At 64.7% G+C, this 13,817-nt stretch carries 12 protein-coding genes; 3 read left to right on the top strand and 9 right to left on the bottom strand.

Going from position 1 to position 13,817, the window contains the following annotated elements; genetic code table 11:
* Positions 1 to 85: 85 nt before the first annotated feature.
* Together AC6RV7_RS05520 and AC6RV7_RS05515 are read left to right on the top strand one after the other, a co-directional pair.
* Positions 86 to 385 (top strand): hypothetical protein, encoded by a 300-nt coding sequence (locus tag AC6RV7_RS05520; protein WP_500092906.1) that lies wholly within the window; start codon positions 86 to 88, stop codon positions 383 to 385.
* A gap of 172 nt (positions 386 to 557) precedes the next feature.
* A complete protein-coding gene (locus AC6RV7_RS05515) occupies positions 558 to 1,985 on the top strand; it encodes an MATE family efflux transporter (protein WP_500092905.1) in 1,428 nt (475 codons plus the stop codon).
* A gap of 93 nt (positions 1,986 to 2,078) precedes the next feature.
* On the opposite strand, the gene AC6RV7_RS05510 is transcribed toward AC6RV7_RS05515, so the two are convergent.
* Positions 2,079 to 2,840, bottom strand: a complete 762-nt coding sequence (locus AC6RV7_RS05510) for a TSUP family transporter (protein WP_500092904.1) — start codon at positions 2,838 to 2,840, stop codon at positions 2,079 to 2,081.
* Positions 2,841 to 3,037: 197 nt separating this feature from the next.
* Between AC6RV7_RS05510 and AC6RV7_RS05505 the strand changes: the two genes are divergently transcribed.
* Entirely contained in the window at positions 3,038 to 4,408 is a 1,371-nt protein-coding gene (locus AC6RV7_RS05505; RefSeq protein ID WP_500092903.1) for a TolB family protein, read from the top strand.
* A gap of 181 nt (positions 4,409 to 4,589) precedes the next feature.
* On the opposite strand, the gene AC6RV7_RS05500 is transcribed toward AC6RV7_RS05505, so the two are convergent.
* The 8 genes from AC6RV7_RS05500 to AC6RV7_RS05465 form a co-directional block, all read right to left on the bottom strand.
* Positions 4,590 to 4,952, bottom strand: coding sequence for a DUF1428 domain-containing protein (locus tag AC6RV7_RS05500; RefSeq protein WP_500092902.1), 363 nt, complete (start codon positions 4,950 to 4,952; stop codon positions 4,590 to 4,592).
* A gap of 238 nt (positions 4,953 to 5,190) precedes the next feature.
* Positions 5,191 to 5,982 (bottom strand): 3-ketoacyl-ACP reductase, encoded by a 792-nt coding sequence (locus AC6RV7_RS05495; protein ID WP_500092901.1) that lies wholly within the window; start codon positions 5,980 to 5,982, stop codon positions 5,191 to 5,193.
* Positions 5,983 to 6,170: 188 nt separating this feature from the next.
* Positions 6,171 to 7,316: a Gfo/Idh/MocA family protein gene (locus AC6RV7_RS05490; protein WP_500092900.1), complete on the bottom strand. Its 1,146-nt coding sequence runs from the start codon at positions 7,314 to 7,316 to the stop codon at positions 6,171 to 6,173.
* 167 nt (positions 7,317 to 7,483) lie between these two features.
* The gene (locus AC6RV7_RS05485) at positions 7,484 to 8,308 is read right to left on the bottom strand and encodes a sugar phosphate isomerase/epimerase family protein (RefSeq protein ID WP_500092899.1); all 825 of its coding nucleotides are present in this window, start codon (positions 8,306 to 8,308) and stop codon (positions 7,484 to 7,486) included.
* Between the two features lie 190 nt (positions 8,309 to 8,498).
* Positions 8,499 to 9,881 (bottom strand): glycosyl hydrolase, encoded by a 1,383-nt coding sequence (locus AC6RV7_RS05480; RefSeq protein ID WP_500092898.1) that lies wholly within the window; start codon positions 9,879 to 9,881, stop codon positions 8,499 to 8,501.
* A 203-nt stretch (positions 9,882 to 10,084) separates the two neighbouring features.
* On the bottom strand, positions 10,085 to 10,621 hold the full coding sequence (locus AC6RV7_RS05475) for a helix-turn-helix domain-containing protein (protein ID WP_500092897.1): 537 nt from the start codon (positions 10,619 to 10,621) through the stop codon (positions 10,085 to 10,087).
* A gap of 139 nt (positions 10,622 to 10,760) precedes the next feature.
* Positions 10,761 to 12,137: an oligogalacturonate lyase family protein gene (locus AC6RV7_RS05470; RefSeq protein ID WP_500092896.1), complete on the bottom strand. Its 1,377-nt coding sequence runs from the start codon at positions 12,135 to 12,137 to the stop codon at positions 10,761 to 10,763.
* Between the two features lie 133 nt (positions 12,138 to 12,270).
* Positions 12,271 to 13,623: a Gfo/Idh/MocA family protein gene (locus AC6RV7_RS05465; protein ID WP_500092895.1), complete on the bottom strand. Its 1,353-nt coding sequence runs from the start codon at positions 13,621 to 13,623 to the stop codon at positions 12,271 to 12,273.
* Positions 13,624 to 13,817 lie beyond the last annotated feature (194 nt).

Below are 13,817 nucleotides of genomic sequence, written 5' to 3'. Positions count from 1 at the left end.
CGGCGAGGTGGTCGGTCGGTAACAAAAAACGCACGGGAAGGTCTCTGCGGATCCGCCCCTTCGCCTTTCGAAAGCCATGCAAATCATGTCCATTCTTCGCGCTCTCGCGCCGCTGGCGGCGCAAGCCGGCCGGCTCGTCGTGGACCTGCGCGCCTCGAGCACGAACGCGAAGCTCGACGAGCGTTTCGGGAAACTGGAGCAGGAAACCTTGCGCGCGGGCGAAGTGCTGGCGGGCGTCGCGCAGCAGTTGCAGGCGCTCGCGGAGCAGCTGCGCGTGCAAGCGGAGCAGGCGGAGGCGCTGCGGCGGCGCGCGAATGCGATGATGATCGTCGCGGGCGTGAGTTTGGCAGCTGCGGTGACCGCCCTCGTGTTGGCGGCAAACTAACGACGCGGCCGCACAGACGGCTTCCTCGATGAAATCATCGGGGAAATTCCGGGCGGCGTATCCGGTTTGAGGCGAACTACCGGTGGGCGCGCGAAATTTTTAAATTCTTTTGGACGGCGGTCGACTCCGCGGAGGTTCGAACGTCGTAGTCATCAAGCCCTCTTTCCCGCCGATGTCTTCTCCCGACGCCGTTCCCGCACCGCCCGTCACGCTCGAAACCCCCTCGCTGGCGCGGGCGGTGTGGCAGGCGTTCAAGGGCGAACAACACGATTACACGACGGCGCCGCTGAATCGCGCGGTGCTCCTGCTCGCAGTGCCGATGGTGCTGGAGATGGTGATGGAGTCGTTGTTCACGGTGGTCGACGTCTTCTGGGTTTCACGGCTGGGCCAGGAGGCGGTGGCGGTCGTGGGCCTCACGGAATCGGTGATGTCGCTGATTTATGCGGTGGCGATCGGACTCTCGATCGCGGCGACCGCGGTGGTGGCGCGGCGCATCGGCGAGAAGGCGCCGGAGCAGGCGGCGCAGGCGGCGGGACAGGTGGTGATGCTGGGCGCGGCCGTGGCGCTGACGATCGGAGCGGTGCTGGGTGTATTCGCGCCGGAGATACTGCGGTTGATGGGGGCGGATGCGGCGACGGTGGCGATCGGCGGCAACTACACCCGGATCATGCTGGGCGGAAACGTCACGGTTTTCCTGATCTTTCTGATCAACGCGGTGTTTCGCGGTGCCGGCGATGCAGTGCTGGCGATGCGCACGCTGTGGATCGCGAATGCGCTGAACATCGTGCTCGATCCGTGCTTCATCTTCGGCTGGGGACCGTTTCCGGAAATGGGCGTGGCGGGCGCGGCGGTGGCCACGAATATCGGCCGCGGCATCGGCGTGCTGTATCAGCTCTGGCACCTTATGGGTCGCGGGCGCGTGCACGTGCGGGCGCGGCATTTCGCGCCGGATCGCGAGACGATCGCGACGATCCTGCGGCCGGCGTGGAACGGCATCGGGCAGCTGCTGATCGCGACGACGAGCTGGGTGGGATTGTTCAAGATCCTGTCGGTGTTCGGCAGCGCGGCCCTGGCCGGTTACACGATCGCGATTCGCGTGGTGATTTTTGCGTTGATGCCGTCGTGGGGACTGGCGAATGCCGGCGCGACGCTCGTCGGGCAGAATCTCGGCGCGGAAAAACCGGACCGCGCCGAGCGGGCGGTGCGGATCGCGACGCGCTTCAACATGATGTTTCTCGGGGCGGTGGGACTCGTGTTCGTCGTGCTGGCCGGGCCGATCGTGAGCTTGTTCACGACTGAGCCGGACGTGCACGCCTTCGGGGCGCGGGCGCTGTGGGTCGTGAGCCTCGCGTTTCCGCTCTATGCGGCGGGGATGTGTTTCGAAGGGGCGTTCAATGGCGCGGGGGATACAGGCACGCCGACGAAACTGAACTTCTTCTGCTTCTGGCTCGGGCAGGTGCCGCTCGCGTGGGTGCTGGCGCATCCGGCGGGACTCGGACCGCTGGGCGTGTTCATCGCGGTGCCGGTGTCGTTTTCGTTTTTCGCGCTCTGGGCGGCGGTGCTTTTCCGGCGCGGGAAGTGGAAGCTGAAGAAGGTGTAGGCTAGAGGCTAGAGGTGAGAGGCTAGAGGTGAGAGGCTAGAGGTGAGAGGCTAGAGGTGAGAGGCGAGAGGCGAGAGGCTAGAGGCGTGAGGGTCAGCGGGTGTGGTTGGTCCAGAGGAGGCGGGCGAGGGTGAGGGTGACCATGGTAAGGAAGAGGGGACGGATGAAGCGGGCGCCGCGGGTCATGACCAGATGGGCGCCGAGCCGGCCGCCGAGAAGCTGGCCGGCGGCCATCGCGAGGCCGGCTCCGAGGTGCACGAGACCGGCGGCGGCGAAGAGGGCGAGCGCGGCGACGTTGCTCGTGGCGTTCATGATTTTCGTGAACGCGGTGGCGCGGGTGAAGTTCTGGCCGAGGAGCAGGACGAGCGCGATCGCCCAGAACGAGCCGGTGCCGGGACCGAAGAAGCCGTCGTAGAAGCCGAGGCCGAGGCCGAACGCGATGAAGAACAGCGACGCGGGGAGTTTCGGCGGATGGTCCTCGGTGCCGATCCGCGGGCGGAACAGCGTGTAAACGAGAATCCCCGCGAGCAACCACGGCACGAGGTCGCGCAGGATGCCCGGATCGATCTGCTGCACCGTGAAGGCGCCGAACAGGGCACCGGCGAGTGTCGCGAGAATTCCGATACGGCATTCGCGCAGGTTGACTGCGCCATGGCGGAGGAAGTGCGCGGAAGCCGAGACGCTGCCGAAGCTGGATTGAAACTTGTTGGTGCCGAGCGCGAGCGGGACGGGCAGGCCGAGATTGAGCAGCGCGGGCACGGTGATCAGCCCGCCGCCGCCGGCCACGGCGTCGACGGTGCCGGCCACCAGACCCACGAGGAAGAGCACCGGGTAGTGCCAGAGCGCCAGTTCCATGCGAAACCGGAGCCTCGCGGGCGGGCCGGGCAAACGGAAGCCTCTTTCAGCAGAGCGGTTTGACTGTCCGCCATGGCATCGTGGCCCAGCTGAGGTTTTCGATGCATCCGCGAGGGCCGGAGCGCGTCAGTTCAACGCAACGGCAACCAGTGGCGCGACGTCCTGGCTGCGATCGTTGTCCCCTCCCCTGTCTTTTCATGAAACGAACTGCTTTGCTCACGGCGGCGCTGGCTCTCGGCGCGCTGGCTTTCACCGCTCCCTCCGCGCAAGCCCAGATCGGGCGGCGCTTTCCCTCGGAGAAAAAGGTCGTGATCGATCCGGTGACCGGCACGCCGCTGACCTTCCTGACGAGCACGCCGGCCGGCGACTCCAAGATCTATCAGACGCATCACCAGTGGACGGCGGACGGCAAGTGGCTCGTGTTTCGCTCGAATCGCGTGAAAGGCCAGGCGATGGCGGTGAACGAGGAGACGGGCGACATCGTGCAGGTGACGGAAAACGGCTACACCGGCATGCTCTGCCTCGCGGACCATTCGATGAACCTGTATTTCCTGCGCACGCCGCGGGTGATTCTGGAGAACGCTTCCGGTGCGGCCGCGGTGCCGGGCACTCCGGAGAAGCCGACCGAGCCGTCGCAGATCGTCCGTGTGGATCTGGCGAAGGTGTTCGCCGACAGCGCCGCGGGAAAAATGAAACCGGCGAGCGAATACGAACACGTGTGCGGCACGGTGCCGCTCGAGTATGGTGCGGTCGGCGATGTGGCGCTCGATCCGACGGAAGAGTTCGTTTATTTCCGCGTCGGCAACAAGGAGATGGCGGGGAAACACCTGCCCGCCGGCACGAAGATCGAGGCCAACTACGGTCCGCGCAACATGGGCGCCGGTCCGACCGGGCTCGCGAGCATGAATCTGAAGACCGGCGAGGTGAAGTTCATCGTCGCGGTGCCGTTTCAGATCGGTCACGTGCAGACGAATCCCTGGGTGCCGGGCGAAATCGTTTTCTGCTGGGAAACCGGCGGCAAATCGCCGCAACGCACGTGGACCGTTCGTTCCGACGGCACGGGGCTGCGCCCGCTCTACGTCGAGCCGGAATACGACTGGGTCACGCACGAGGCGGTGATCACGAAGGATGAAGTGGCGATTGCGATCATGGGTCACCGCAAGGTCGGTGTGGACGACGAGTGGGGCCGGGGCGGCACGCGCGAGCATGCGACCGGGCTCGGCATCGTGAACCTGCGCAGGCGCGAGATGCGGATCGCGGGGCAGACGCCGTCGGGCAGCGGGCTGTGGCACGTCCACGGTTCCGGCGACGGACGCTGGGCAGTGGGCGACGATTTCTCGCGCAGCCTTTACCTCATCGATCGTCACACCGGCGAAATGATCATGCTCACGACCGGTCACAAGACGACCGCGGCGGATCACCCGCATCCGACCTTCAGCCCGGATAACACGCGCATCCAGATCCAGTCGGCGATGCTGTCGGAGGACAACCGCTCGATGAACATCTGCATCGTGCCGGTGCCGAAAACCTGGCTCGCGCGGACCTACAGCGAAAAGGCGCCGCAGTAAGGCGCCGGTTCGCGCTTCAATTTACCTCCCGCGATTTAAGCGCCCGCGACGAAAGCTGCGTCCGATACTGCAGGTGCCTGCCTGGGGGGCGGGCGGGACGAAGGCCTTCGCGCGGCGCGCCATCGCGGGAGCAATTTTTCAAGACCACGGCAGCCCGCGGCGGATGCGGCTGCCGTCGCGCTCAGGCACTGACTTCGATGGTGAAACCGCCGTAGGACATGCGGTCCGCGTCGAAGGGCGAATCCTTCGGATCGCACATCGCGGCGATGCGAGGGTCCTTCATGACCTTGGCGTTCACCTTGTCGCGGTGAGCGCGGGATTTGTAGACGATCCACGAGAAGACGACGGTTTCCGTGGGCTTGGTCTTGGCGAGTTTGTTGAAGGGAAGGCCGAACTTGGTCTTGAGGTCCTCGCCGACGGCCTCGCGGTATTCGAGTGCGCCGTGATCCTTCCAAACCTTCGAAGCGGCCTTCGCCATCTTGAGGTAAGCTTTGAGATTTTTCTTGGGAACGGGGATGACGAAGCCGTCGACGTATTGAGGCATGGGAGGTCCTTGGTTGAGGGTTGGGGTTTGATTAACGGAAAAGGGAGCGGGTCGTCTGTTGATTGACGTTTGGAGGCAGCGAAAACGGACGTCGCGACGGGATGGAACCACGAAAACACGAAAAACACGAAAGGGAAGGCGGAGAAGCTGGTCCACGGCTTGCACGGAAGTCACAGAAACGAAAAAGCCGCGCGGGAGGCGCGGCTCGGTGAGGAATGAAGTGGGGTGTTCCGCGCGATCACAGTCGCGGCAGCGTGAGGCCGCCGTCAACCATGATGACCTGGCCCGTTGAATACGGGAAGTCGCCCCGCGCGAGGGCGGCGACGGCGCGACCGACGTCGTCGGGCAAACCCCAGCGCGGCTGCACGCAGAGGCCGTCGGCGATGAGCTTGTCGTATTTCTCCGTCACGCCCGCGGTCATGTCGGTTTTGACCACGCCCGGCCGCACTTCGTAAACGGGAATGCCTTCGGCGCCGAGCCGCGTGGCGAAGAGTTGCGAGAGCATCGAAAGGCCGGACTTCGCGATGCAATATTCGCCGCGGTTGATCGAGATCACGGTCGCGGAGATCGAAGTGATGTTCACGATCGTGCCGGAGAAGGAGGCATCCGCTTTCTTCGCCGCCACCATGTCGCGCGCGACGGCCTGCGTGAGGAAGAAGACGCCCTTGAGATTGGTATCGAGGACGCGGTCGTAGCTTTCCTCGGAGGTTTCGAGCAAGTCGGCGCGGACCTTCGGCGCGACACCGGCGTTGTTGATGAGTAAGTTGAGAGTTGAGGGTTGAGAGTTGAGAGCGGCGACGAAGTCGCGCGTCGTTTTGAGGATGGCGGCGCGGCCTTCGGCGCTGGCGATGTCGCCTTGCGCGTAGGCGACGCGAATGCCGCGGGCGCGAAGTTGCGCGAGCGGTTCGGCGACGTCGGCCTCGGGACGCACGCCATTGATGACGAGGTCCCATTTCTCGGCCGCGAGCTTTTCGGCGATGCCGAAACCAATGCCGCGCGAGCCACCGGTGATCAGAGCGATTTTAGACATGAGGATCTGTTAACCACGAAACACACGAAATACACGAAAGTCGGAGTGGAGGAGTGCCCACGGAACACACGGAAGAATCAAAACGTGTCCGACGGAAACGACGGCCTGGCGGAAGATTCCGTGTTTTCCGTGTGCTCCGTGGGCCACAATCTGGTTTTCGTGTGTTTCGTGTATTTCGTGGTTTCGTTCTAGAGCTTCGGGACGTCGACCCACTGGCGTTCGGACCAGGATTTCAGGCCGAGCTCCGCGAGCTGGACGCCTTTCGCGCCTTCATACAACGACCAGGGGAACGGGCTGTCGGTGACGACGTGCTTCAGGAACAGCTCCCACTGCACCTTGAATGCGTTGTCGTAAGGACCTTGATCGGGCACGCGCGTCCAGCCCTCGAAATACTTGATCGGGCTGTCGATATCCGGATTCCAGATACAACGCGGTGTCGCGGAGAGGTGTTGCGCGGTGCAGTCGCGGAGACCCGCGACGGCGGTGCCGTGCGTGCCGTCGACCTGGAGCGTGAGCAGATCGTCGCGGCGCACGCGGACGGTCCACGAAGAGTTGAAATGGCAGATCGTGCCGTTGGTGAGCTCGAACGTCGCGTAGGCGGCGTCGTCGGCGGTGCAGCGATATTTCTTCCCGGCTTCGTCCCAGCGCTCGGGGATGTGCGTAGCGCCGAGGCAGGTGAGCGACTTCACATCGCCGAAGAGATTCTGGATCACATACTGCCAGTGGCAGAGCATGTCGACGATGATGCCGCCGTCGTCCTCCTTGCGGTAGTTCCAGGACGGGCGCTGGAGCTTTTCGTGTTCGCCGGTGAACACCCAGTAGCCGAACTCGCCGCGGACGGAGAGGATTTTGCCGAAGAAGCCGGTATCGATGAGATACTTCAGCTTGAGGAGGCCGGGCAGCCAGAGCTTGTCCTGCACGACGCCGTTTTTCAGGCCGGCGGCGGTGACCTCTTTCGCGAGGGCGAGGGCTTCGGCGGAGGTGGTGGCGGTCGGTTTCTCGCAGTAGATGTGTTTCTTCGCGGCGATGGCCTTGCGCACGCCGATGGGGCGCTGGCCGGTGAGGGTCGCGTCGAAATAGATCTGGTTGGCGGGATTCGCGAGTTCGGCATCGAGGTTGGTCGAGATGCGCGAGACGCCGGTGCGCGCGGCGAGCGCGCGGAGCTTGTCCTCACTGCGGCCGACGAGCACCGGATCGGGCAGGATGACCTCCGAGTCGGAGAGCTTCACGCCGCCCTGATCGATGATCGCCTTGATCGAGCGGATGAGGTGCTGGTTGGTGCCCATGCGTCCGGTGACGCCGTTCATGATGATGCCGATGCGGTGGGTTTTCATTGGTAAGAGATTCGAAGACGGAAAGTGTATCGGAGGCGGAGGAGGTTACACTGAGGTCACGGAGGAGGCACAGAGGCCACAGAGAGAAACACGATTTTTGCTCTGTGCTCTCCGTGATCACCTCCGTGCCCTCTGTGTCATGGATCGGATGGATCGGATGGATCGGGTCAGACGTGCTGGCGGTAGGCGGCGACGATGTTCCGGAGAAACTCGTCCTGGTCGGTCGCCCAGAGGCGGGTAGAGAAGATCTCGACTTCGTTGAAGCCGCGGAAGCCGGCGGCCTCGACCCAGCCGCGAATCTGGCGGAGCGGGATGCAGCCTTCGCCCATGAGGCCGCGGTCGAGGAGCAGATCCGTGGTCGGAGTGCGCCAGTCGCAGACGTGGTAGGCGAAGAGTTTCCCGAGCCGGCCGCAGCGGGCGATCTCCTGCTCGAGCGCCGGGTCCCACCACAGGTGATACACGTCGACGGCGACCCCGACCCACGGCGAGTTGAGCTGCTCGGCGAGGTCGTTGGCTTGGCCGAGGGTGTTGATGGCCGAACGGGAGTCGGCATACATCGGGTGGAGCGGTTCGATGCCGAGCTTCACGCCGGCGGCCTCGCACTCGGGCAAAAGCGCCGCGATGCCGTCGCGGATGTGCTGGCGGGCGTCGGCGAGCGGCAGACGCGGGACGGCACCGCAGACGAGCACGACGAGCGGCGCGCCGATCGCGTGCGCCTCGGCGATGGCGCGGCGGTTGTCGTCGAGCGCGCGGCGGCGATCGTCGGCGTTGAACGCGGGAAAGAATCCGCCGCGGCAGAGCGAGACGACCTCGAGTCCGTGGTCGCGGAGCAGCGTGCCGACGCGGGCGGGATCGCGGCCCTCGAGGGCGTCGCGCCAGACGGTGATGCCCTTGACGCCGGCGGCAGCGTAACGGGCGACGGCGGTTTCAATCGGCCACGGCTTCGTGGTGATCGTGTGGATACAGAGGCGTTCGAGCGAGGCAGGCGTCATGAGGAGGGAGGAACCACGAAAAACACGAACTACACGAAAACGGACTCAGAAGAGGGGCCCACGGAACACACGGAGGACACGGAAGGGAAAAAGGTCATCGCGAAGTAGGTCTGATTCTTCCGTGTCTTCCGTGTGTTCCGTGGGCCTATGGTTTGGTTTTCGTGTGTTTCGTGTTTTTCGTGGTCTGAATTCAGCGGTGGGGCAGGCAGCCGAAGAAGGTGAGGTAGGGCTCGTTGCGCGCGAGGCGTTGCACATAAAGCGCGAGTTCGCGGATGTGGTAATCGCCCCACATGCAGGCTTCGCCGCAGGGGACTTTGCGTCCGGCGGGGATGTGGTCCCAGCCGTTTGGACGGTGGTAGACCGTGTGCAGCAGCAGGCCCTGGTGGTCGGAGGCGGTGGAAAGGTAGGGCTCGGACAGAAGCGTGCGGAGCGTGGTGAGACCGGCCTGAGAGTAGCGGCGTCCGGCGGGTGTATCCAAACCGATGACACGACCGAGCCGGAGCAGACCCTGCGCGCCGATCGCGGCGGCGGAGCTGTCGACCGGTTCGTGATCGTTGAACGGTTCCGCGGGGCGATTCCGCCAGTCGCCGAGCTTGGCGAGGTTTGGCGCGCCGCCATCCCAATAGGGAATGCCGTCGGTGGCGGTGTTGGCGATATACCAATCGCAGGTGGCGGAGGCGGCTTCGAGGAAGAGCGTGCGCCAGCGTTCGCGTCCGCCGAGCGGGGCGAATTCGTGATCGGAGAGGGCGGCGAGGAATTCGAGCTGTTCGGCGAAGCCAAGCATCGCCCAGGCGAGTCCGCGGGTCCAGGTGGTGAAGCCGGAGTAGCCTTGCTGCGAATTCGGACAGCGGTAGCGGCCGTCGTTGGGGTTGAAGATGCTCTCGTGTGCGGTGCGGCCGCGCTCGTCGTAGGCGTCGCGGCCCTTGCCGTAGTAGACGGAGAACTTCGCGGTGGCGTCGGCGTGCTGCAGCGCGCGCTCGAGGAGGTTGATGGCGGCGTCGTTTTCGCCCATGAGCCGGTGGCCGAGCGCGTGGGCGACGAGCACGATCCGGCAGGAGCGGATCGTATCCACGAAAAGACTATGCGGACCGTTGAACGAGTAAATGTAGCCGCCGCCGCCGTGGATCGGAGACCAGCGGGCGGCCTGGACGGCGCCGGAGACCTTCAGCGCGAGCTCGCAGAAATCGAGGCGCGCGGGGTCGGTCGCGAGGCGGTTTTCGCGGAGGAGGCGCAGCCAGTTGCCGTAGGTGGAGAGATTGTTGAAACCGTGGTCGTGCACGCCGATGTGGCTGACGTGCGAGGCCATGCGACCGACGGTGTATTGTTCCGCGATGCCGGCGAAGCGGCGCTCATTGGTCGCGTCGAACTGAAGGAACGCGGAGCCGTAGTGAAAACCCTCGGTCCACTCGGTCCAACCGCGCGTGGTGTATTTGCCGGCGACGGTGAAGACGGGCGAACCCTTGGCGGGATCGTAGTGGCGGACGAGTTGGTCGATCTTGTCGCCGGAGAGTTTCCAGAAACGCTCAAGCGCCGGCAGAAGCGCGGCGGGTTGGAGGGAGTCGTCGATGCGCATGGGAGTCTAGAGGGGAGAGGGGAGGAACCACGAAATACACGAAACACACGAAAAGGAGCTGCGGCGTGGCCCACGGAACACACGGATTACACGGATTACACGGAAGGATGATGAAAACGGATCTGCGGGACGGCGATTCCGTGTGTTCAGTGTGTTCCTTGGGCTGATGGAGTTTTTCGTGTCTTTCGTGGTTACTGCACTGCTCAGTATCTTTTGTCTTTGCGGAGGTGGAGGATGATGAGGCGGACGTCGGTGAGCGCCTCGTAGGAGTGCTCGAGGATGGCGTCGAACTGGATGCTTGTGCCGCTCTCCAGCTCGAAAGTCTCGTGCGGGAGCGTGAGCCGTAGCCGGCCGGAAATGATCCAGCAGACCTCGGTGTCGTCGTGGTGAATTTCCGGTCGTTTGATCGACGCACCGGCGGGCGCTTCGCCGAGCAGGCCTACGACGTTCGCGAACCGGATCTGGCGGAACGTGAATTTGTCCGAGCGATACGTCGTTTCGTCGACCTGGTGCGCGAGCGGCGACTCCGTGAGCGCGAGCAGATCGGTGGCGCTGAGTCCGAAAGCGCGCGCGAGCCGGAAGAGCGTGTCGAGCTCGGCGGTGGCTTGATTGCGCTCCAGCTTGGAGATGACGGCGATGGACACCTTCGACGCCTCGGAAAGCGCGGCGAGCGTCATCTCGTGCTGTTCGCGCAGGCGGCGAATCACGCTGAAATCGAACTTGGGAGGCGGGGCGGCCATGTTTCGCTGACAGCAACTCTTAAGGCCGAGTGTTTCTGTCAACGAAAATAGCGAATCGGGCTGTTCCGGGCGAGGGAGCGCAAAAAAAAACGCCGCGCGGTGAGCGCGGCGTGGTCGTTGGGGAAAGCGCGGCTGGGGTTTACCAGCTCGCGGGAATTTCGATGGTCATCAGGTCGAGGCTTTTGCCGTCGGTGAGATGGCCGGACTGGATCAGCACGCGTTTGCTGTCGGGGCTGAAGATCGGGTGCGTGTGATCGGGCTTCATCTTGTGATCGGTGGTGAGCAGGACTTGGCGGCCGTTATTCCGATCGATGACGAAGATGTTACCCTTGAACGTGTCGGCCACGGCCCAGCGACCGTCGGGCGAGCCGTTGCAGTGCCAGTAACCACCGAGCTGGCCGTTGCCCATGTCTTCCTCGGTCTGGCCGATGATCTTCATGTCGTCGGTGCGGAGGTTGATCACGGCGACGCCGGTCGGGTGTTTCCGCAGGTAGGGCAGGTGGCCGATGATGAGGAACATGACCTCGTCGGGCTGCGAGACGGTTTCGTGCGTGATCCACTCGTCGGGCGTCTCGACGTAGAGAGGGCGGTTGCCCGAGCCGTCACCGCGCACGGTCCACATGCGCTGCGGGGAGTCGCCGGTGGTTTCGTGGCAATAGATGATTTCGCCGGCGACCCACGGATTCGTCTGCACGTGGCCCATGCGGAATTCGGTATCGATGACCTTGGTGATTTCGCCGGTCTTCAGGTCGATGCGGCGGATGCCGCCGGGGCCTTTGCCGGCCTCGGCGAAACGTTTCCGGGCGGCCTCGCGGGCCTCGCCCGGGTCGGTGTTGCGCGAGTCGACGACGGAGCGGCCGTCTTTCGTGCGATTCGCGTGGGTCGGCGCGGGGCGGGCGGGGGGCGGGCCCCAGGCGACGCCCCAGTAGGCGCAGGATTCGTCGGCATCGAGTGCGAAGCCGCCGGCGTCGCGCAGATCGGAAGGCAGCGTGCAGACGATGCGCTCGTAAGCGGACGCTTCCTTCACTTTGCCAGCGAGAGAATCGGGGATGAGTTTGCCGAGATCGATCTCGACGAGCTGGCGCGGGAGCGGCGGGGTGGCGTTGGCGTCGTTGGCGTTTGCGCCCCAAACCGGACCGCCGCGCATGACGTAGAGCTTCATCTCCTTCCGGGAGAGATTGAGGCTGCCGGTGCCGGACGCGGGACCGTCGGTGACCTGGATGATGTCGCCGGTCTTTTCGTTGACGAGAAACGCCTGCGGGCCGCTGCCGGCGCGGTCGGAGCGGAAGATGATCCACTGGCCGTCGGCGGTCCAGGTGGTGTGCGTCTGGTAGGGCTTGGCGTCGTTGGCGGCGTCGGACGTCAGCACCGTGACGGGCAGCTGGGTCACCGGATCGGTGTAGCTGCGCTTTTCGGAGGGGAAATGCCGGCCGAGATTGCCGGCGTAAACGGCAGTGGCGGCGAGTGCGGTGCAGGCGCCGAAGAGCGCGACACGAAGGAAACGAGAATTCATCATGCGGGGGTCAGGATTGGGTGAATCGGGGTGACGTCACCGGTCGCAAAAGGGTGCACCCACTGCGCGCGCGCCTTGGTCGGACAGTTTGGGAAACGCGTCTGCCTCCGATCGCAACCGGCCGCAGGCCTGCCGCCTAAACCAGCTCGCTGAGGCGCGTCGCTTCCGGGCGCAGCGCGACGAGGTCCGTCAGGTTCACGGGCTGGTTGCGCTGGATCGATTCGACGCCGGCAATGCCGACGAGGATGGACGCGGCGCCCTGCTCGTGGCCGGCGAAGCGGCCGAGCGGATCGGTCTGCGGCGAGGCGGGATCGTAGAACGAGCGGCAGAGGATCTCGTCGGCGCCGCCGTGGGCGCCGCCCTGCGCGGCGACGGGCACGAGGTAGCTGGATTTGAAATGGGGATACACGCGGATCCACTCGCCCTCGGCCTCGGCGCCGGGCTTCTCGTCGAGCTTGAAATCCTTCGGGCGCACCGCGCGGTTCATGTGGGTGCCGATGAACTCGTGGTATTCGAGGCGGCCGCGGTCGCCGTTGAACGACACGCGCATGCCCTCGCGCGGACTGTAACAGACGAGCGAATACGTGAGGAGCTGCCCGGTGCGGTAGCGGACGTTGAGCGACATCTGGTCGTAGATGGTGATGTCGTCGCGGAAGACATTGCGGTCGCGCAGATAGCCGGAGTCGCCCTCGCCGGCGCGGTAGATGCGGCGGAACGGCTCGCTCTCGTCGAGATCGAGGCGGAAGGGATCGTCCTTGGCCAGCGGTTCGCCCGTGTAGCGTTCGTAGCGCGTCAGGTGCGCATCGCCGCGGGCGACTGCGTTTTGTTTTCCGTAGAACACGAGATCGCCGTAGGCGAAGACCTGCTGTGGGATGGCGTCGAGCCACCAGTTCACGAGGTCGAAGTGATGCGTGCTCTTGTGCACGAGCAGCGTGCCGGACTCGTCAGCGTGGGCGTGCCAGCGACGGAAGTAGTCGGCGCCGTGATTGGTATCGAGGAGGTATTCGAGGGTGACGGAGTGCACGCGGCCGATCGTGCCGGCGGCGAGCAGCTCCTTCACCTTGGTGCGGAACGGCGCCCAGCGGTAGTTGAACGCGACGCGCAGCCGGCGGCCGGAGGCCTTTTGCGCGGCGAGGATGGCGCGGCATTTTTCGGCGTCGATCGTGAGCGGCTTTTCCGTGATCACGTCGCAGCCGGCGTGGAGCGCGCGGACGATGTAGTCGTGGTGCGTGGAGTCCTTCGAGCAGACGAAAACGACGTCGGGCTTGGTGGTGCGCAACAGCTCGTCGAATTTGTCGGCGGTGAAGGTCGGCACGGCGTGATAGGCCCATTCGCCGGCGAGCATGTCGTTGTAATACGCCATGCGGGCGGGGCTGAGATCGCAGAGCGCGACGAGCTCGTTGTGCTCGCTGTAGCTGGTGACGAGGGGCTCGACGAAGCTGATGGCGCGGCCGCCGGTGCCGACGAAGGCGTAACGTGTCTTGGACATTCGCGGGGAGTAAAAAGCAGGAATCTGGCAGCGTCGCGGCACCTGCAAACGACGTTGACCTCGGACCGTTGGAACCGGGTCGACGACGGTTGGAGAACCGCCCTCGGGGGAGGACCGGAGGGGCGAAATGAGCCCCGCGGCTTTATTTGGCGTCGCGCTGTGACGAAGGAAACGGAAAACCCCTCACGTCCACT

Source organism: Opitutus sp. sgz309028, assembly GCF_059821195.1.
Note: the sequence above shows the minus strand (reverse complement) of the source record. Positions and strands in the feature narration are given on the sequence as shown.